This window comes from Streptomyces sp. NPDC003248 (assembly GCF_055563235.1).
In genome coordinates this window covers 165,357-186,557 of the sequence record NZ_JBVHDT010000009.1, presented here as the reverse complement: position 1 = coordinate 186,557, position 21,201 = coordinate 165,357, and the positions used below count along the sequence as shown (strand labels likewise).

Sequence of the window (21,201 nt, the reverse complement as noted above, 5' to 3'; positions counted from 1 at the left end):
CGCACCATCGCACCGCCGAAGTCTCCCTCACGGGCGACCGGTCGAACGACGGAACAGGTCCATGACGGGTACGTCGGGACGAATCGTTCTGGACGACGCGCCGCGTCGCCGTGGAATGGCGGAGATCGTGAAACCGGATCGGCCGGAGGTTGGCGTCGCCTAGACCCTGTCCCGCACCCGGCGCAGCCGCGCCAGGTCGCTCAGCTTTGCCCCGCTACTCGGGCGGCCCGTACGTCATCTCCAGCGAATGCTCCTCCAGGCTGCGGAGCGTCAGCTGGTCGTCCCGGGCTTCATTGAGTAGGAAGAGCTCCCGGGTCCGACACTCCTCGCACAGGCTGACGACAGCGAACGGCCAGAGATCGACCGGAGCGCCGTACGGGGCACTGTCCACGTAAATGCGGTCGGGCCGAAGCGGCTGGGTGCTCGACCGCTCGAACGGCTCCCAGCTGGGATGGCTGCCCCTCAGACGGAGCCCGACTATCCGGTACGAGCCCTCGTCGAGGTACTCGCACCGCTCCACCCAGTCCCAGTGCGTCCCAGAGAGCCAGCTGACCGCACTGATCGCCCGCACGATGTGCGGTTCCAGCCGCTCGACGTCCTCCGCCAGCTGATGGCTGGCGCGGACGCCGTGCGCGTGATGCGAGGTGTTTCTGAAATCCTTGATGTGGCCCAGTAGCGCGCGTGCGTTTCCCCGGTCGCGTACGGTGGCGAGCTGTTGGATGCGGGGCTCGATTCCCTCGGCCTCCAGCCGATCGAGGATCCAGAGCCAGGTGCCGAAGGTGGCGCCGGTCCGGAACTGCTTGCGCAGGTTCCGGGAGAAGCCGTTCGACGCGGCGAGCTCGGTGAGCGCCAGCACACCTAGCACCCGGGCCAGGCCCTCGCCCAGCTTGAGCAGTCCGTCCTTCCGCTCCGCCGGGTGCGTGCTGACCCGGTACCGACGAGATAGCGCGGCGGCGTGGTACGGAAAGCTCCACTCGGCGCGCGAGATTGGGTCGTCCAGCGGGCGCACGAGTTCGCCGATCAGGCCGGCCTCGTGGGCGGCGGCCCTGATCTCGTTCCGAACCCCCTGGACGTCCCTTTCGCCGCTGCCGAAGACGTTGGGCAAGATTCCCGACATCGTGGTCCGCAGTGCGCGCCGCCCCTCCTGCACGGTCTCCAGGAGGCTCTCCACCTCGCTGTCGGTCACCAGGTCGACGGGGACGTGCGTGTCCAGCAGATCGCGAGCGCTGGGGTACTGACCGTTGTCCTTGCGGGAGTTCAACCACTCGCAGAGCGCCTGGCCGCTGCCTCGGAGCGGCTGCAGCACGAAGAGCGAGGTCGCCGCCTCGCCGAAGCCCTGCGGCAGCAGGCGCCAGTTCCCCGGCCGTCCGACGAGCATGCCGCCCGAGCACAGGGTCAGTGCCACCCCATCCTCCGGCGCGTCCGGGAGCTCAACGGCCGAGTCCGCCTCGTGGAGGTCCTGGGCGCGCAGGTGCTTGGGCCGGTCGGCGCCGTCCTCCTGCTCCTCGCCGCGCTGCGGCGGGTGGACCCGCGTGGTCTCCAACCTGGCCAGGTTACGCAGCAGTTCGAACTCGCCGTCCAGTTCCGGCCGGTAGAAGAGCGCGGATGGGATCTCGCAACCCACCCGCGTCCTGCTGTCGTCGATCCAGGCATCCGGAGCGGTCGGGTGCACTTCGCGTCGGAGGTGGTCCATCGGATCCACCTGCAGCGGCAGGTGGACGAACTCGCGCAGCTCGGGATCCGGCTCGTACGCCTCGCCGATCCGCTGCGGCTCTCCGTCGCCATCGCGTACGCCGACGGCCTTGCGGACCGCCGCCTCGAAGACCTTCCCGCGCGGCCAGCTTAGGCCGGCCGAGGCGACCGCCCGGCGTAGCGCCGTGACGGCCTCCTGGCCCCTCGTCCACGTCGAGCCGACCAGCGGACGCAGGGCGGCCACCAGGGCAGCTGGATCATGGGTCTTCTGGATGACGCGCGATTCGGCGAGCCGAGTCAGGACCTCCTCGGACAGCTCGTACCTGAGCCGCAGCGGTTGATCGATCGTGATGCGCTGGTACATCAGTTCGTGGGTGGAGACGACGCGGACCCGGTCGTCCGGCTGCTGGGCGGGGTCGGCGGATATGGTTTCCAGGTAGAGCCCGGTGATCTCGGCGATCTGGTCCGACGTGATGTATTTGCGCTTAGAGCCGATGGAGCGGCGCATCCGCTGCCACTGGTCCTGAGCGTTCAGCAGCAGCACCTGGCCCCTGCGCTGTGCCGGCTTGCGGTTGCTGAGGACCCACAGGTAGGTGCTGATGCCGGTGTTGTAGAAGAGATGGTCGGGCAGCGCGACCACGGCCTCGAGCCAGTCGTTTTCCACGATCCACCGCCGGATGTCCGATTCGCCGGACCCCGCACCCCCGACGTACATCGGGGAGCCGTTGAAGATGACCGCGATTCGGCTGCCGCCCTCGCCCGAGGCGCTCACCGGCTTCATCTTCGCCAGCATGTGCTGCAGGAAGAGCAGTGAGCCGTCGTTGATCCGGGGAAGACCGGCTCCGAAGCGGCCCGCGAAACCGAGCTGCTCGTGCTCCGACCGGACCGCGTACTCGCTCTTCTTCCAGTCGACGCCGAACGGCGGATTGGCGACGAGGTAGTCGAAGGCGGTTCCCTGGTGCCCGTCCTCGGCGAAGACGTTCCCGAAGGCGATCGTCGAGGCCCGGCGACCACTGGTCATCATGGTGGCACGGGAGATCGCCCATGACTCCCGGTTTATCTCCTGGCCGTACAGCGTGACGTCCGCTTGGGGGTTCATCAACGCGATGTACGAGGCAGCCTCGGTCAGCAGGCCGGCCGTCCCGCAGGCCGGATCCAGGATGGTGCGGACGGCATGCGGCGATGTCAGGAGGTCAGAGTCGGCGGAGACGAGGAAGCCGGCCATCAGGTGGGCGACGTCTCGGGGGGTGTAGTGCTCCCCGCTCGCCTCGTTGCCGCTCTCCGCGAACCGCCTGACGAGCTCCTCGAAGAGGCTCTCCATGTGGTCGTCGGTGATCATCTGCCCCAGGTCGATCGAGACGAACTGTGCGACGACGCGGTAGAGGAGTCGGGCCTGGTGCAGGCGGTTGACGGTCCGCTCGAACTCGAAGCCGTCCAGCAGTTCCCTGACGTTCCGGGAGTACCCGTCGACATGGGCCAGGAGTAACCGGTCGGTGTGATCCGGCTCGCTGAGCACGCTCTCCATGGAGAATCGGCTGGAGTTGTAGAAGGGCCAACCCGAGGCGGCCGTCAGGCGCTGCTCACGCTCCTGCTCACCGTCGGTGCGCTCGGCCTCGTCGAGCACCGCCTGCCGGCTCGGGGCCAGCAGGCAGTCCAGTCGGCGCAGCACCGTGAACGGCAGGATCACCCGCCCGTACTCGGAAGACTTGAAGTCGCCGCGCAGCAGGTCGGCCACCGACCAGACGAGCTTGGACAGATGCTCGGTGCCGTCACTCATGCTGTCCTCCGCAGGCCGATGCCCTCCATGAGACTGATCATCCCATGGCGGTGGCCGGGCCGGCCCACGAGGAGAACTCGACGCCGACATGCCGGTGACGATACCTGGGGACCTGCGTGTCGCCACCGTCGTCGGTCGTCCCTCGTCAACCGTCGATCAGCCGACCGGCCGTCAGCCGTCGTTCTCTATCAGCGAAGCTGCCACACCTGCCCAGACTTCATATCTGCAATGCGCTCCGCACCAGACATGAACGCCAGACCTGACGAAGCACTGCTCGGTTCACTCCAGCCAATCCCTCTCGTCCTTCGCAGCTGGCGCGGTGTCGGTTCTCGTGCGGGCGGCCTGTCGCGAAGCGCGAGGATGGATTGTTTGGAGTGACGCTCGTTTGACGCTCCGAGTTCCCGTACGCGGGACAACGGGCGGATAGACTGCCTCTGACCTGGTCTTTTTTGTGACCCGTCCAGGTCGATCCCTTTCCGATGACGCATCATGTGGAGTGCGTGGCTATTTTGGAGCCTGCCGCAAAGGCACTCTGACCTGCGACTTTCTTGGGTTTTTCAGGTGTGGCCGATGGTGCTCGACCTGTTTCCCGAAGTGCATGCCGTGCAGGGCCCCGCAAGCCTTGAATGGCTCGTAGACGTCGTCTGACCTGCTAGTTCGAGAGACGCGCCTCTTGGGTGGTGTGGTTATGGTGACGAGGTCAATTGGTGTTCGCATTCGGCTGCTATGAGGTGGCCGAGGGCGGAGTGACGGTGACTCTGGGTGCAGTAGGCCGGCCAGCGGAACAGCTCCGGCCATGTCTGAGCCTTCGAGGTGAGGCGTCGCCCATGGGGCGACTCGCGTTTCGAGCCGGGTGCGCATGTGGTCAGCGGTGGACCAGCCGATCACGCGAGGACAGTTCTCGGCGGCCGCGGCGGCCTGAATGGACGGAACCCACAGGGGCTTCCCGCCGAGGGAAGGCCCTGTGCGTCATTCCGCCAAGGGCAAGCACTCGGTGAGCAGGTCCACGACATCGCGCCAGGCACGCTGTGCGTGCCGCGGGTGGTGGGCGACGCCGGGGACCACCGGCTGGTCGACGGGAGGGTGGTGGAAGGCGTGCACGGCGCCGCCGTAGAGCACGAGACGCCAGTCGACACCCGCATCCTGTATCTCGGCGGCGAACGCCTCGCGCTGTGCCGGAGGCATGATCGGGTCCTCCGATCCGACCCCGGCCCACACCGGGCACCGGATGCGTGCCGCCTCGCCCGGCCGGCCGGTGGTGAGTGCGTTGATTGTACCGATCGCCCGCAGGTCGACGCCGTCGCGGCCGAGTTCCAGCGCGATCGCACCCCCGGTGCCGTAACCGATGGCGGCGATCCGGTCGGGGTCGGTGCGCGGTTCGGCGCGCAGGATGCCGAGGGCCGCGTGGCCGATGTCCCGCATCCTCCGTGGGGCGCTGAGCAGAGGGGTGACGCGCGCCAGCATCTCCTCGGGGTCGGTGAACCAGCGTCCGCCGTTGATGTCGAAGGCCAGTGCCACATAGCCGAGTTCGGCCAGGGCGTCGGCGCGGCGCCGCTGGAAGTCGTTCAGCCCCGGTCCCTCGGGGCCGATCAGGACCGCGGGCCGACGGCCGCTGCCGGCCGGGAGCGCGAGGTGGCTGACCATGGTCAGGCCGTCGGCCGGATAAGTGACCGTGCGCGTCGTAACCGTCGTCATGCGAACAGAACGTAATGACCGAGGAGCCGTTCCGGACGGCGGATGGCACCGATGGTGAGGGCTCGGTATGCGTCTGACGTGCAGTTTCCCTGCGCGGATTGCCGCCTGTGGGTCGACCGGACGGCTGACGTCACGCGCGTACCGGTGTTGACGCAGAGTGAGGAGGGGGCAGTGAAACACCGGGGTCGGCATTCCTCTTGCGTGGACCTGTGATCATGAAGTCGCCATCGGGGAACGGGCAGTGCGTTGTTCGTGGGCGGGTGTCGCGTACGGACCGTCCCGCCTTTCCGGGCCGGCGTCTCGTTCTGGCCTGATCCAGGCGCCGATTATTCCCCTATGTGCCCGTGAATGAGTGGGCGGGCTCGTGGCCCGGGCCTTCTTCCGACCGGGAGAGGGAAGATGTATCCCCCAGATTTCAAGCCACTTGAGTGCGGTGCGCGTTCTCTGCTGTCAGCGAAGCGGGCGCCTTTGCCCAACCGTGCGGGCTGAATTACGTGTTAGCTTCACGGTGCGTGGGGTGGGGGGCGAGCGCACCTGCCTCTACGCCTGGTGGGCACCGGATTGACGGACAGAGTCCTGGTCCGTCGAAGGTGCCGCGCGCGAACAAAGGAGTGGAACGGATGATCAATCGGCAGTTACCTCTCGAAGCACAGCAGTTGATGCCCTATGCCCGCGTCAACGGTGACGGCATTGGCGTGGATGCGGTCTACAACCGCCTTCTCGACGACCGGATCGTCTTTCTGGGCAAGGAAGTCGATGACGAGATCGCCAACCGCATCACCGCGCAGATGCTGATGCTCGCCTCGGATCCGACCCGTGACATCTACCTGTACATCCACTCGCCGGGCGGCTCGGTCACCGCAGGTATGGCTGTCTACGACACGATGCAGTACATCAAGAACGATGTCGTGACCATTGCGATGGGATTCTGTGCCTCCATGGGGCAGTTCCTCCTCACCGCCGGTACGAAGGGCAAGCGCTTCGCGCTGCCGCACACCAAGATCCTGATGCACCAGCCCTCGGCGGGCCTCGGGGGCTCGGCCTCCGACGTCAAGGTCTACATGGACCAACTGCTCCGCACCAAGCAGGAGATGGCCGAGCTCATCGCCCACCACTCCGGCCAGGACGCCGAGACGATCACGCGTGACTCCGACCGGGACCGCTGGTTCACCGCCCACGAGGCCAAGGAGTACGGCCTGATCGACGAAGTCCTGTCGTCGGGCGACAATCACCCCGCCCCCGGATCGATCGCCTAGTCGCCTTCCTGACCGGCACGCTCGGCCATCCCCAGAAGGGCCAAGTCCAGTGAGCACGTCCATGTCCACCCCGGCGGCGGGTCCGTCCGGATCCGGCCGTCTGCGCCCTGAGAGCCGCTACGTGACGCCGCGCTTCGTCGAGCGCACCGCGCAGGGCACCAGGGAGTACGATCCTTACGCGAAGCTCTTCGAGGAGCGTGTGATCTTCCTCGGCCACGAGCTCGACGACGTTGTGGCGAACGACGTCATGGCCCAGTTGCTGTGCCTTGAGTCGCTGGATCCGCAGCGGGACATCTCCATGTACATCAACTCGCCCGGTGGCGACCTCACGTCGCTCACCGCGGTGTACGACACGATGCAGTTCGTGCAGCCCGACATCCAGACGGTCTGCCTGGGGCAGGCCAACTCGGTGGCCGCCGTGATCCTGGCCGCGGGTACGGCCGGCAAGCGCCTGGCGCTACCGGGGGCCCGGGTCGTCCTCAGTCAGCCGCACAGCCCCGGCAGCCAGGGCCAGATCTCCGACCTGGTGATCCATGGCCGCGAGATACAGCGCCAGCGAGAGCTCGTCGAGGGATTCCTCGCCCGCCACACCGGCCGTGATGTCGCCAAGGTCCACGAGGACATCGAGCGCGACCGCGTGCTCACGGCGGACCAGGCCCTGGAGTTCGGGATCGTCGACCAGGTGGTGACCCCGCGTTCGGTCGTAGGGGTCCGCTGATTCCTCCCGTTCCTTCTGCGCTGCCGCCGCCGTCTCGCTGTGCGGCCGGCAGGCGTCCCAGGCCCCTAGGGCCTGTTGTGAAAGTCCCGTCTGCCTGGCGACGCCATGCACGCCCTCCGGGCGGACGACGGGACTTTCGCAACAGGCCCTGGCTGCGCAGCCGCGGCCCGGCCCCATGGACCGGGGCCGGGCCGCTTGAGCGCTGCGCACCCTTCCGAACACCGTGAGCCCGGCGCAAGCGAAGAGGTATCTCGCCGGGCTCATTGGCGTGGCCCGGAATTCGTGAGTGTTCCGGAAACCTTGACGGCAGCTTTACCGTGGTCGGCGACGCGATGTCAGAAGTTCTTAAACCGCTGGCCATCCCGTCGCGACGTTCGAGGTGAGCAGGGGCGTCAGAGGCCAGAGTTTCCATCAGACGACTTTGAGCCGCTGGGCGGACCTGTGTTCGACCGAGTCCTGATCATCAGGCCGCGTTGGCCAGGGATTTAGCGGTTGCGTAGCACATGATTCACGCCACTGGTGCGGATGCGAGAACCTTCAACACCTTGTGGGATCACCGGGCTTGGTGTTGTATCTGCGGCCAGAGAAACCATCTATGTGAACGGCCGTGGCGAGGCGAAGCCTCATGCCCGCTTCGGCGTTGTCAAGTGAGCGGCCGTGCTCGGGATGGTCGGCGGGGGCCGGTGACCCGGGCTTGAGGGAAGGTATTCCGTCGTGACCGAGACCGACAAATCCGCCGCCGATCCCGCGTTACCCGACTTAACCGACCGGCCCGACAGCCCCGGCGGGATCGAGGTGCTCGCCTCGCTCAGCCCCGACTTCACCGCCGACCCGTACGTCGCCTACGCGCGGCTGCGCGAGCGCGGCCCGGTGCACCAGGTAGTCACACCCGACAGGGGCCGGGTGTGGCTCGTGGTCGGGTACGAGGCCGCGCGCGAGGCCTTCACCGCCCCGCAGCTCAGCCGGGACTGGCAGCGCGAGTGGCGGCAGACCGGCTGGAGCCCGCCGTACGCCCTGAACATGCTCGGCAACGCCAACATGCTGATGAGCGACCCGCCCCACCACACCCGGCTGCGGGGGCTGGTGGCGCGGGAGTTCACGGCCCGGCGGGTCGAGGGGATGCGGGGCCGCATCCAGGAGATCACCGACGAGCTGCTGGACCGCATGACGGCGGACGGAGCGCGCCGCGCCGACCTCATCGACGCGTTCGCCTCCCCGCTCCCCATGATCGTCATTTCCGAACTGCTCGGCGTCCCCGGCCTGGACCGCGCCGCCTTCCACGCCTGGTCCAACGAGACCCTCGCGCCCACCAGCCCCGAGGCGGAGAAGGAGGCGTACGAGCAGGTCATGCCGTATCTCACGGGGCTCATCGCCGCCAAGCGCGAGAGCCCCGGGGAGGACCTGCTCAGCGCCCTCGTCCACACGGTCGACGAGGGCGGCGACCGGCTCACCGAGGACGAGCTGGTCTCGTTGGCCTTCCTGCTGCTCGTCGCCGGGCACGAGACGACGGTCAACACGATCGGCAACGCGGTGCGCGCGCTCTTCGCGCACCCCGAGCAGATGGCGGCCGTACGGGCCGATCCGGCGGGGCTGGCGGCGGGGGTGGTGGAGGAGACGCTGCGCTACGACGGGCCGGTGGAGACCACCACGCCGCGCATCGCCCTGGAGGAGACCGAGATCGGTGGCGTACGGGTGCCGCGCGGCGCCATCGTGCTGATCACCATGGCCGGCGCGGACCGCGACCCGGCGCGCTTCCCCGATCCGGAACGCTTCGACGTACGACGGCGCGATGCCCGGAGCCATCTCTCCTTCGGACACGGGATCCACTTCTGCCTGGGCGCCCCCCTCGCCCGCCTCGAGGGCGAGGTGGCGCTGCGCGCGCTACTGGAGCGCTGCCCGGACCTGACGGCGGACGGGGAGCCGGGGGAGTGGCTCCCGGGGATGCTGATCCGGGGGGTGCGGGAGCTGCCGGTGCGGTGGTGACACGCCCGCCGCGGGCGGGCTGACGGGCGGGTAAGCGGTTGCGGCACGCCGTATGTCTATTCCGCATCGAGCATCAACCTGAGAAAACTGGACGTTGCGGAACTCGACTACTCCATGGCCGAAAGCGCTTTGCTCGCGATCTGCAAGAAACGTGGAGGACAAACCGTGAAGGAATCGTCGGAAGCGGCCTTGGACGACCTGTGGAAGCTGGTGTACACCAGCTTCAGGTTCCCGTTCATGCACGCCGCCATGCGTCTTGAACTCTTCACCCTGCTCAAGAACCGGCCGGGCCGCAGTCTCGACGAGATCACCGCCGAGCTCGGGCTGCAGGAACGTGCCGGACACGTGCTGCTCCTCGGCTGCTGTGCGTTCGGCCTCGTACGCAAGGAGGGCGACGGCTACCACAACACCGCGGCCACCGACCTGCTGGCCGGCGACCAGGACGCGTTCATGCCGGTGATCGTCCGCTACACCCACGAGATGCTGTACCAGCCGATGGGCTGGCTCCACGAGTCGCTGGTGAACAACGCGAACGAGGGGCTGCATCGCGAACTGCTCGCCGGTTCCCCGGCGACCACGCTCTACGAGCTCCTCGGAGAGGACAAGAACCTGGAGCAGGTCTTCACGGCCATGATGGAGCACCAGAGTCGCTCGGTGGTCGAGGACCTCGTCAACGCCGTGGACTTCTCGTCGTACAAGAAGGTGCTGGACGTCGGCGGAGGCACCGGGACCAACTCCATCGGTTTCGCGCAGCGCTGGCCGCATCTTCAGGCGACCATCCTCGAACTTCCCAACGTGGCGGAGATGGCCGCCGCCCGCATCGCCGAGGCCGGCCTCTCCGAGCGCATCAACGCGGTCGGGACCGACATCTGGAAGGACGAGTTCCCCTCGTCCCACGACTGCGTCGTCTACTCCCGTTTCCTTGAGATCTGGTCACCCGATCAGGTCCGCGACCTCTTCGCGAAGACGTACCGCGCGCTGGAGCCGGGCGGTCACATGGTGATCGTCGCGTGTGCCCAGGACGACGACGAGACCGGGCCCGCCCACGCCGCGTTCATGGCCGGGTATGTCCAGACGATCGCGTCACCTGAGGGCCGTATCTACACGGCGCAGGAATTCGAGCAGTGGTACACCGAAGCGGGCTTCGAGCCGATGGACCGCCAGTACCCGGGCCGCTTCGACGTCATCCTGCGTGCCCGCAAGCCCATCGCCCGATGACTTCGGTCCGTTCCATGCCGCCCTGCCGATCCGTCAGGCGGACGACTCCGACCGTCTGACACGGGGGCGGCCCACCCGTCGGGACGCGGCCGGATCACTTCGACGGGGCCCTGCGCCCGGGTGACGCACCCTTCGGGTCCTCATGTCCGTGCACCCATGCGTTCCCGCTCTCCCACCCGGGCGCCGTTCGCCAACGTACAGGCCCGTCCCGTCCCTCCTCGCAGCACGCGTGCGTGCGGGCTGCACGCATCCGTACGGCTCCGCGCACGGCCGCGCAACGGCGCTGAGCGCCGCCCCGCGCTGCCGACACCTGATCCGGACCGCATCACCGTCACCCCTGTCGTCGCCCCGTCCGCCTTCCCGTCTCCTCGGTGTCGGGGCGGCGCGGCGTGCCCGGTTCGTGTCCTCGGCGCCGCATCCAAGAAAGGGAGCTCGAGTGAATTCGCCTGACAGGCTTGCCATCGTTACCGGCGGAACCAAGGGAATCGGTCTCGCTTTCAGTCACCGTCTGACCCGGATGGGATTCCGGGTGGTCGCCACGTATCGCAGTGACGAAGAGTCGGCGAATCTTGCTCTGCAAGAGGTGGAAAAGGGGCTGTCTGTCGTACGGTCGGATGTGTCCGACCCGGGGGAGGTCGCCGAACTCGCGGAACTCGTGCGGACCGAGCACGGAGTTCCGCAGGTGCTGGTGAACAATGCCGGTCTCAATATCGACCGTCCGGTGCTTGAGATTTCCGACTCCGACTGGCGCCGGGTACTGGACACCAATCTGTCCGGCCCGTTCTATATGACGAGGGCCTTCGCCCCGGTCATGCTGGAGGCCGGCGGCGGTTCCATTGTCAACATCGGTGCGACCACAGCGATTCGGCCCCGGATGAACGGCGCCAACTACTGTTCGAGCAAAGCCGGGATGCTTCATCTCACCAAGTGCCTGGCCATGGAACTCGCTCCGAGTATCCGAGTGAACTGCCTCATTCCGGGAATGATCGACACGGAGGAAATGCGTACGCGCTACCGCTTGGCGGAGTCGGAGTACATGGATGCGTTGCTGAGTGAGATACCGCAGCGCCGGATAGGTGCCACCGACGAGATGGCGGATGCGCTGGAATTCCTGGTGGGCGAGGGGGCCGCGTACATCACGGGGCAGAAACTGATTGTGGACGGCGGCCAGTTCATGTGGTGAAGCACTCGGTGCGCGACCGGGGCGCACGCTCGTTCCTGCCGGAATCGCCGGCACTCCATTGATTTCCTAGGAGGGGAATCCTCATGCGATCACGCCTTGAGCGCTACCAGCAGTTCCTGGAGCAGGAGTACCACACAGGGTTCACCAAGTTCGACGAGTATGACATATCCGGCATCGCTTCCGGCCTCTTGAAGAGGCTGAAGGACGGTCACTTCACGCGCATCGTCTTCAGCGGAATGGGCTGCTCGGCCATCGTGTCGGACGTGATAAAAGTGTTCTTCAACTCGATCCGCAGCGGCCTCGAAGTGTATGTCTTCAACGACTACGACTTCGAGTACCTCGTTCCGCGCGCGGTGATCGAGGACGAGCGCACGCTCATCATCCTGAGTTCGTACAGCGGCTACTCCAACGAGCCGGTCCGCGCCTTCCACGCGCTGCGCCCCATGCACGACCGGGTGCTGCTGCTCACCTCGGGCGGCCGGCTCGGCGAACTGGGCGAGGAGCACGGCGTGTCCGTCGCGCGCTGGACGCTGAGCAAGCCGGACCGCGAGTACCCGCTGTTCCATGTGGGCCAGTACTTCTCGATCCTGGTCGACATGTTCCTGCGGCTCGGTCTGCTGGACAAGGACTACGGGCCCGAGGTCCGTTCCCTGGCCGAGGACCTGCGGACCGACTTCACCCCCGAGTTGCGCGCCCTGGCCGCGGACGCCGCCGCGCGCAGCGAGAACGCCAACGTCATCATGCTCGGTTCACCCAAGTGGCACGAGGGCCTGCTGAAGTTGGCCAAGATGCACTTCAACGAAATCGCTATGGTGCCGGCGACGCGCAACTATTTCCACGAGTTCTGCCACAGCGAGGTGGCCACGCTCACCGACCCTGAGCGCAGGCACAGCATCCTCGTCTTCTCCGACCCGGAAGAGGACGAATACACCCGGGTCAAGCGGAAGAATCTGGTGTCGTTGCTGACTGCACCGATCCCGCAGAACGCAAAGGTCACCGTCACCGAGATCGAACTCGACCAGCCGACTTTCATTCGGCAGTACTTCACCGCTCTGGAATTCGTCCAGTACCTCACTCTCGATCTGGGCAGGGCGCGGGAGACGAAGTCGCGCAACCTCATATCCGAGGCCGCAGGAAACTCCTGGTACCACGGCAGCACCATCGCCGCGGAGAACGGCGGTTGATACGGGCGTACGGCGTCGGCCACCGCGGGCGTAGGGCATCGGAGAGGACAGCTGAACCGATCAGGAAATGAAGGCAAGAGCCGAGGAAAATGGAGCGATCGTGAATCGACGGGAGCGTTACTCCCTCACGGCCTACCAGCAGGATATCTGGGCTGCGAACTCTCTCTTTCCGGATCTCCCGCAGTTCAACTGCTTCATCACCGACCGGTTCACCGGTGACGTGGACGTCGACCTCCTCAAGGCGTGCCTGCGTCGTGCGGTCGACCGCAACGATGCATTCCGGATCCGGATCGACCCGGAGGAGGGAAATCCGCGTCAGTGGGTCGAGGACGAGGATTACGACATCCCGACGATCGACCTTTCCGACGCCCCATCGCCGCGGGATGCCTGCGAGTCGTGGATCAAGGAAGCGTTCGACGTGCCTTTCGAGGTGGAACGCCACCGGCTGTTTACGCTCGCGGTCCTCAAGGAGGGCGAGGGAGTCTTTCATTCCTACGTCAAGGTGCACCACATCGTCGCGGACGCCTGGGGCCTGAACCTCTTCATGTCCCAAGTCCGCGCCGAATACGACCGGATACGAAGGACCGGACGGTTCGAAGAGCCGTCCGTGCCGTCGTACCTGGCATTCACGGAGGACGAGCGCCGCTACCGTGCCTCGGACGACTACGCGGATGACCGGGCCTACTTCCGGCAGCGGTTGCGGGGTGTCTCCCCGGCCCTCTTCCGCCGCTCGGCCCCGGCCGGCTCCCGCAGCAGTGCCCGCCACAGCTTCGTGATCGAACGCGGCGTCATCGAGAACATCCGTGAACGCGGCCATTCGGTCTTCGCGTTCGTCGCGGGCGCCTTCGCCGTCTACCTGTCGCGGGTGCACGGCAGCGACGAAGTCGTCCTGGGCGTACCGCTGCTGAACCGGCCCACCACTCCGCAGCAGCAGACCGTGGGCCACTTCGCGAACACCCTGCCGCTGCGGGTGACAGCCGGCGAGGACCGTACGATGAGCGACCTCGTCGCCGAGGTGCAGGCGTCGACCCGGGAGCTCAAGCCCCACGAGCGCTTCTCCCTGGGCGACCTGCTGCGCTGCGTACCGCTCGAGGGAAGCGGTCCCAAGCGGCTGTTCGACACCACCATCGCCTATCTGCGCTGGCCCAGTCCGCCGGCCGTCCAGGGCGTGGAGTACGAGACCGTCGTGCAGGCGCGTGCCCACGACGACGACGTGCTGGCCGTGGTCGTCAACGAACTGGACGACATCGGTGACGTCCTGGTCGACATGGACTACGCCCTGGACGTGTTCGACGCGGACTTCCCCGTGGAGTCGGTGGCCCTCCACATCGAGGCGATCCTCAAGGGTGCGCTCGCGGGAGCGGACCTGCCGCTGTCGCGGATCCCCATGGTCGGCGAGGAGGAGCGGGCCGACCTGATCGCGACCGGCACCGGCCCGGTGCACGCGTTCACCGAGGACGCCACGGTCCACGCGCTCTTCGAGCGGCAGGCGGCACGGACGCCCGACCGGGTGGCCGTCGTCACCGACGACCCCGCACAGTCGCTGACCTTCGCCCGCCTCGACGGCTGGGCCAACCACATTGCGCACCAGCTGCGTGAGGACGGCGTGCAGACGGGCGACCGGGTCGCCGTGGTGGCCGAGCGCGGCCCCCACCTCGTCGCAGCGGTCCTGGGCGTCCTCAAGGCAGGTGCCGCCTACGTCCCCGTCGACCCGGACCACCCCGAGGAGCGGGTCCGGTTCGTCCTGGCGGACAGCAAGGTGGCAGCGGTGCTGCTGGGCAGCACCGTGCCCACCGCCCTGGTGGGCGACGCCGTGCCCGTACGGCGCCTGGAGGCCGCGGCCTCGACCGTGCCCGCCGCACCCGTCCCGCTGGGCGGAGCGCAGGACCTGGCGTACGTCATCTACACCTCCGGATCCACCGGGCGGCCCAAGGGCGTGCAGATCGAACACCGCTCCGTGGTGAACCGGCTGGAGTGGATGCAGCGCCGCTACCCGGTCGGTGAGGGGGACGTCCTGCTGCAGAAAACGCCGGTGACGTTCGACGTGTCGGTGTGGGAGCTGTTCTGGTGGGCGCTCACCGGGGCCGGCCTGGCGCTGCTGCCGCCCCGGGGGGAGCGCGACCCCGAAGCCATCCTCCGCACCGTACGAGCACACCGGGTGAGCGTGGTCCACTTCGTGCCGTCGATGCTCGGTCCCTTCCTCGACCTGGTCGAGGAGGATCCGGCCCGGGTGGCGGACGCGGCCTCCCTGCGCCAGGTGTTCTGCAGCGGTGAGGCGCTGACACCCGCTCAGGTGAACCGCTTCAACCGGGTGTTCGCGGCCGCCGGTGCCACGGCTCTCCGGCTGGTCAACCTCTACGGTCCCACCGAGGCCACGGTCGACGTCGCGTACTACGACTGCCCCGGCGGAACGGACGGGGAGGTGCGCCGGGTGCCGATCGGGCGGCCGATCGACAACATCCGGCTGTACGTGGTCGGGCCGCACGGGGACCTTCAGCCCGCCGGCGTCGCCGGTGAGCTGTGCATCGCGGGCGTGGGCGTGGCGCGCGGCTACCTGGACCGGCCCGAGCTGGACGCCGCGGCGTTCGGGCCGGACCCGTTCACGCCGGGCGGGCGCATGTACCGGACCGGCGACAGGGCGCGGTGGCTGGCGGACGGCACCCTGGAGTACCTGGGCCGGCTGGACGACCAGGTCAAGATCCGCGGCAACCGCGTGGAGCTGGGCGAGGTGGGCAACCGCCTGGCGGCCTGCCCGGGCGTGCGGGACGCCCTCGTGGTGGACCGGACCGCGCCCGGCCGCGGCGTGCACCTGGTGGGCTACTACGTGGCGGACGAGGAGGTGGGGGCGGCCGGCCTGCGGGCCCGACTGCTGGACTCTCTGCCGGAGTTCATGATCCCGGCGTACTTCGTGCGGATCGACCGGATACCGCTGACCGCGAACGGCAAGGCCGACCGTCGGCGGCTGCCCGCTCCCAGGGTGGAGACGGACCCCGGCGCGCAGACGCCGTCCAACGAGACCGAGGCGAAGCTCGCGGCGGCCTGGGCGGCCGTACTGGGAACCGACGCGGTCGGCGTCGACCAGGACTACTACTCCCTGGGCGGGGACTCGATCCAGATGCTCCGCATCCAGGCGGAGGCACGGCGTGCGGGGGTCCACTTCACCCTGGCCGACATGGTCCGCAACCCCACCGTCGCCGCGCTCGCGGCGGCCGCGACGACCGCGCCGCGGGAGGAAGAGGACGCACCGCCGGCACCGTTCGCCCTGGTCTCGGGCGTTGACCGGGCACGGCTGACCGGCCTGGCGGACGCCTACCCGGCCACCCGGCTGCACCTGGGCCTGCTCTACCACAGCCGGGAGCACGAGAGGTCGGCCGTCTACCACGACGTCTTCCGCTACTCGCTGAAGTCGCCGTGGGACGAGCAGGCGCTGCGCCGCGCCTTCGACGGCCTGGTACGGCGCCATCCGGTGCTGCGCTCCGCCTTCGACCTCGGCGGCTGCTCCGAGCCGCTCCAGCTGGTGCACCGGCAGGCCGACGGCGGACTGCAGATCGTGGACCTGCGCGGCCGCGGCGAGCAGGAGGCGCAGGACGAGGTGAACCGGCACGTCCAGGAACGGCGCTACCACGCGTACCGCCTGGACCGGCCGCCGCTGTACCTGTTCCGCATGCACGTCCTGCGCGACCGCCGCCTGGAGCTGGTGTTCAGCTTCCACCACGCGATCCTCGACGGCTGGAGCGTGGCCACGCTGGTGCGCGAACTGCTCCAGGACTTCCTCCACCACGCCGGACAGCCCGTCGCCGCCGTCCCGTCGCAGGAGCTGCCCTCGCCGGCCCTGTACGTACGCGAGGAGCGCCGGGCCCTCGCCTCCGAGGAGAGCAGGCAGTACTGGCAGCGGCTGCTCGACGGCGCCGAACTGGCCCAGATCGACGGCCTGCGGCCGTACGAGGCCGCGGGCGACACGGGTCTCATCGTGCACCAGGTGGAGCTGCCGGACGGCCTGGCCGACCGGGTGGGCCGCCTGGCGCGCACCCACGACCTGCCGGTCAAGTCCCTGCTGCTCGCAGCGCACTGCCTGACGCTGCGGCTGTTCTCCGGCCTGCCGGACATCACCACCGGCCTGGTCACCGGCGGACGGCCGGAGCAGGCCGACGCCGAACGGATCACCGGGCTGTTCCTGGAGACGCTGCCGCTGCGCCTGGACGCCCAGCCGCGTTCCTGGCTGGACTCGGCGCGCGAGGTGTACGCACAGGAGCGGGAGAGCCATCCCCACCGGCGCTACCCGCTCAGCGCCATCCAGGAGGACCGCGGCGGGGACGTCGTCTTCGACACGGCCTTCAACTACGTCCACCCGCACGTGCTCACCTCGCTCTTCGAGGGCATCGGCATGGAGCTGACCGAGTTCAGGACCTGGGAGGAGACGAACTTCAAGCTCCTGGTCAACGCCGTGGTCGACCCGGTGGACGAGCGCCTGTGGCTGCGTATGGACTGCGACGGACGCACCTTCTCGCGCTCCCAGATCGAGAGCATCGGACAGACGTACGTCGCCATCCTCCGGCGGATCACCGAGCGACCCGAAGAGGACGTGGACTTCGCCTTCCTGGGCGGCGGGCGCGTACCCGCCGCGCAGCTCGCGGGGGAGGCGCCCGCGGACGTCATCAGGCTGATCGGCGAGCACGTCGCCCGTACGCCCGATGCGGTGGCCGTCAGCTGCGGTGCGCGCAGCTGGACGTACGCCCGGCTCGACGCGGCCGCGAACCGGATAGCCCACGGCCTCATCGGCGCCGGAGTGCGCACCGGTTCCACCATCGGCATCGCCATGGACCGCTCGCCCGAGACCCTGGCGACCGTCCTGGGCGTGGGGAAGGCCGGAGCCACCTGCGTTCCGCTCGACGTCAGCTACCCGCGGGCCCGGCTCGCGGTGATGACCGCCCAGGCCGATCCGCTGTGGATCGTCACCGACGAGACGCACGCACCGCTCTTCGACGACTCCTCCCGGCTGCTGTACGCGGACGGGCTGCTCGAGGCCGAACCGGACCCGGGGGGCGCCGCGGAACTGCCGGAGATCACCGGCGAGACCGTCGCCTACCTACTGTTCACCTCCGGGTCCAGCGGCGAGCCCAAGGGCGTCGAACTCCCGCACCGGGTGCTCGCCAACTACATGCGCTGGCAGGTGCCCTCCGCCAGCGGCGCGGCGGGCGGCAAGACCCTCCAGTTCGCCCCCCTGAGCTTCGACGTGGCGTTCCAGGAGATCTACTCCACGCTGTGCGGCGGCGGCACCCTGCAACTGCTCGCCGAGGACGAGCGCAAGGACATGCCGGCGCTGCTGCGGCTTCTGGACCGCGAGGGGGTGGAGCGGATCTTCATGCCCTACGTGGCGCTCCAGCAGCTCGCGGAGACGTCCCAGGCGCTGGGCATCCGCCCTGCTGCCCTGCGGGTGGTCATCTCCTCCGGGGAGCAGCTGAGGATCACCGACGAGATCCGCCAGTTCTGTGCGGCGCGGCCGGACACGGTCCTGGAGAACCAGTACGGGCCCACCGAGACCCACCTGCTGACCCATCACACGATGACCGGCGACCCGGCCCTCTTCCCCGACCTGCCGCCCGTCGGCGTGCCCGTGGACGGCATCGAGCTGCACCTGCTCGACGGCCTGATGCGGCCGGTGCCGCCGGGCGCGAAGGGCGAGATATACGTCGGAGGGGTGTGCCTGGCCCACGGCTACCGCAACCGCCCCGACCTGACCGAGCAGCGGTTCGTACCGGACCCGTCCGGTCGGCCGGGCGCCCGTCTGTACCGTACGGGCGACCTGGCCAGGGTCATGCCCGACGGCAACCTCGCATGGCTGGGCCGCGCCGACTCCCAGGTGAAGGTGCGGGGCTTCCGGGTCGAGCCGGCCGAGGTGGAACTCGCGATCGCCAAGCTCGCCGAGGAGCAGTCGGCGTCCGGTATCCGAGAGGTGGCGGTGGTGGCGCGGCGCCGGGAGGGCGGCGACGCGTTCCTCGCGGCGTTCCTGGTCGGCGACGCCGACGTCGTGGACCTGGACGAGGTGCGCAGCCGACTGCGCGCGGTGCTGCCGGACTACATGATGCCCTCGCACCTGGAGTGGCTGGCGAGCCTGCCCCTGACGCCCAGCGGCAAGCGGGACGACGCGCTGCTGCGCCGCATTCCGCTGGCCGCGCCGTCGTCGGACGCCACCCCGCCCGCCGACGAGCACGAGAAGGCACTGGTGGGCATCCTGGCGGAACTGCTGGAACTGCCCGCGGTGGGCGTGCGGGACAACTTCTTCGACATCGGGGGCACCTCACTGACCGCGATGCGGCTGGTGATGACGATCGAGAAGCGCTACGGCGTCAACGTCCCGCTCTCCGCGTTCGTCGCCGCCCCGACCGTCGCCGGTCTGGCACAGCACCTGCGGGGCAGCGGCTCCACGGCCCGGTTCGACCCGGTCGTGCCGATCCGCACCGAGGGCGACAAGCCGCCGCTGTTCCTGGTCCACCCGCTGGGCGGCCATGTGCTGTGCTACGTACGCCTCGCCCGTCACCTGCCGCAGGACCAGCCGGTCTACGCGCTCCAGGCGTCGGGGACCGTGGCGGGCACCGAGCCCCTCAGCTCGATCCCCGAGATGGCGGCGGGCTACCTGGAAGCCGTGCGACGCGTGTGCCCCGAGGGGCCCTACGTGATCGGAGGGTGGTCCTTCGGCGGCTTCATCGCCTTCGAGATGGCGCGACAGCTGCGGCGCAGCGACCCGGACGCCCTGCACGGCACCGTGCTGATCGACCCGATCGCCGTCAAGCAGGGGGAGCGGCCCGACGTCGCCGACCACTCGCTGCTGGAGTGGTTCTTCTGGGAACTGCTGTGGATGGAGCGCGGTGGCACCGCACCGGTGGTCTCGCTGCCGGACGGTCTGGAGGAGGAGGCGAAGTTCGACTTCATCGTCGGACACGCCACGCAGGCGGGCGTCCTGCCCGCGGGCAGCTCGCGCACCACCGTGCGGCGCCTGTTCCGGATGTTCAAGGCGCACTGGTGGGCGATCCTCACCTACCAGCCCGAACCGGGCGACGAGGACGTGGTGCTGCTGCGCGCGACCTCGGAGCTGCCGGAGATCCTCCAGCCGATGCACGGAGCAGCACAGAGCCTGCATGCGGACCCCACCAACGGCTGGGGGGACCTGACCACGGGCCGGCTCCAGGTGGTCGACGTCCCCGGTGACCACCTGGTGCTCCTGGAGGAACCGCACGTGAACGTCGTTGCCGAGAAGGTGGCACAGGCGGTGGCCGGCCGACCGGGCCGACGACTGTCGGAGAGGAGTGGGAAATGACGGAGTCCCCCCCGCGCAAGGCCCTTGTCATCGGAGCGGGCATCGGCGGCCTCGCCGCCGCCGCGGCGCTGCGCCGTGTGGGCGTCGAGGTACAGGTCTTCGAGCGGGCTCCCGAGCTGCGGCCGGGTACCACGGCGGTGTCGCTGATGTGCAACGCGGTCCTGGCACTGCGCAGCATCGACATCGACATCGCCCCGGGCCTGGACAAGCGTGGTGCGGTGTTCGACGAGCTCAAGTTCCTCACTCGGCGGGGCCGTCCGATCAGGGCGCTTCCGTTCCGGGAAGTCTCGGACCGGCTGGGGGCGTCGAACTACGCCGTCCACCGGGCCGATCTCCAGCAGACGCTGCTGGACGCCCTCGGGGACGAGAGCGTCATCGAACTCGGCGCCGCGGCGGTGGAGTTCGTCAGCGGCGAGGACGGGGTCGAGGTCACCTTCGAGGACGGCAGGACCGCCTCGGGCGACTTCCTGATCGGAGCGGACGGCTTCAACTCGGCGATGCGCAGGCAGGTGGCGGGCGCCGATGAGCCGCGGCCCGGCAACTACGCGTGCTGGCTGGCCACGGTGCCCTTCACGCACCCGCGGATGAGCAAGGGCTACGCAGCGCACTACTGGGGGCGTGGACAGCGTTTCGGCCTCGCCGACATCGGCCGTGGCCGCGCCTACTGGTGGGCGACGAAGAACGTGCCCCCGGGCGCCTCCGGACACCTGCGGCGCGGCAAGGAAGGGCTCGCGGGCCTCTTCGCGGGCTGGGCCGACGAGGTGCAGGAGGCGATCCGCACCACCCCCGAGGAATCGATCGTCCGCATCACCGCCCAGGACCGCCCGTTCCTCCAGAGGTGGGGCACCGGACGCACGACCCTGCTCGGCGACGCGGCCCACCCGATGCTCGTGAGTCTGGGCCAGGGGGCGGCGCTGGCCATCGAGGACGCCGTCGTCCTCGCCCAGCACCTGCGCGCGACAGCGGACCCGGTCGCGGCGCTGCGCGGCTACGAGGACGAGCGCAGGCCGCGGACGGAGGGGCTGGTCGCCGCGGCCCGTGCGCTGAGCGAGACCGAGCAGCTGGAGGGCCTCTTTCCCGCCCTGGCGCGCGACCTCTACTTCCGGTTCACACCGCTGTCCAAGCTCACCAGTCAGAACGAAGCGGTCCTCACCTGGCCCCCACTGGGCTGACCAGACCC

At 68.7% G+C, this 21,201-nt stretch carries 10 protein-coding genes; 8 read left to right on the top strand and 2 right to left on the bottom strand.

What is annotated here, in order from left to right; translation table 11 throughout:
* Nucleotides 1-214 precede the first annotated feature (214 nt).
* Nucleotides 215-3,469, bottom strand: coding sequence for a type I restriction-modification system subunit M (locus tag ACZ3KJ_RS22185; RefSeq protein ID WP_467529318.1), 3,255 nt, complete (start codon nucleotides 3,467-3,469; stop codon nucleotides 215-217).
* A 969-nt stretch (nucleotides 3,470-4,438) separates the two neighbouring features.
* The gene (locus tag ACZ3KJ_RS22180) at nucleotides 4,439-5,164 is read right to left on the bottom strand and encodes a dienelactone hydrolase family protein (protein ID WP_467529316.1); all 726 of its coding nucleotides are present in this window, start codon (nucleotides 5,162-5,164) and stop codon (nucleotides 4,439-4,441) included.
* Nucleotides 5,165-5,823: 659 nt separating this feature from the next.
* On the opposite strand from ACZ3KJ_RS22180, the gene ACZ3KJ_RS22175 reads away from it, so the two are divergent.
* From ACZ3KJ_RS22175 to ACZ3KJ_RS22140, 8 genes are all read left to right on the top strand, one after another.
* Entirely contained in the window at nucleotides 5,824-6,420 is a 597-nt protein-coding gene (locus tag ACZ3KJ_RS22175; protein ID WP_467529467.1) for an ATP-dependent Clp protease proteolytic subunit, read from the top strand.
* A gap of 61 nt (nucleotides 6,421-6,481) precedes the next feature.
* On the top strand, nucleotides 6,482-7,138 hold the full coding sequence (locus tag ACZ3KJ_RS22170; protein ID WP_467529466.1) for an ATP-dependent Clp protease proteolytic subunit: 657 nt from the start codon (nucleotides 6,482-6,484) through the stop codon (nucleotides 7,136-7,138).
* Between the two features lie 789 nt (nucleotides 7,139-7,927).
* On the top strand, nucleotides 7,928-9,121 hold the full coding sequence (locus ACZ3KJ_RS22165) for a cytochrome P450 family protein (RefSeq protein ID WP_467529464.1): 1,194 nt from the start codon (nucleotides 7,928-7,930) through the stop codon (nucleotides 9,119-9,121).
* Nucleotides 9,122-9,286: 165 nt separating this feature from the next.
* The gene (locus ACZ3KJ_RS22160; RefSeq protein WP_467529315.1) at nucleotides 9,287-10,339 is read left to right on the top strand and encodes a methyltransferase; all 1,053 of its coding nucleotides are present in this window, start codon (nucleotides 9,287-9,289) and stop codon (nucleotides 10,337-10,339) included.
* Between the two features lie 436 nt (nucleotides 10,340-10,775).
* The gene (locus ACZ3KJ_RS22155) at nucleotides 10,776-11,522 is read left to right on the top strand and encodes an SDR family NAD(P)-dependent oxidoreductase (protein WP_467529313.1); all 747 of its coding nucleotides are present in this window, start codon (nucleotides 10,776-10,778) and stop codon (nucleotides 11,520-11,522) included.
* Nucleotides 11,523-11,605: 83 nt separating this feature from the next.
* Entirely contained in the window at nucleotides 11,606-12,706 is a 1,101-nt protein-coding gene (locus tag ACZ3KJ_RS22150; RefSeq protein ID WP_467529311.1) for an SIS domain-containing protein, read from the top strand.
* A gap of 100 nt (nucleotides 12,707-12,806) precedes the next feature.
* Nucleotides 12,807-20,021: an amino acid adenylation domain-containing protein gene (locus tag ACZ3KJ_RS22145; RefSeq protein WP_467529310.1), complete on the top strand. Its 7,215-nt coding sequence runs from the start codon at nucleotides 12,807-12,809 to the stop codon at nucleotides 20,019-20,021.
* Complete coding sequence (locus tag ACZ3KJ_RS22140) at nucleotides 20,018-21,193, top strand: FAD-dependent monooxygenase (protein ID WP_467529309.1); 1,176 nt, start codon at nucleotides 20,018-20,020, stop codon at nucleotides 21,191-21,193. Before ACZ3KJ_RS22145 ends, ACZ3KJ_RS22140 begins: the two co-directional genes overlap by 4 nt.
* Nucleotides 21,194-21,201: the final 8 nt, after the last annotated feature.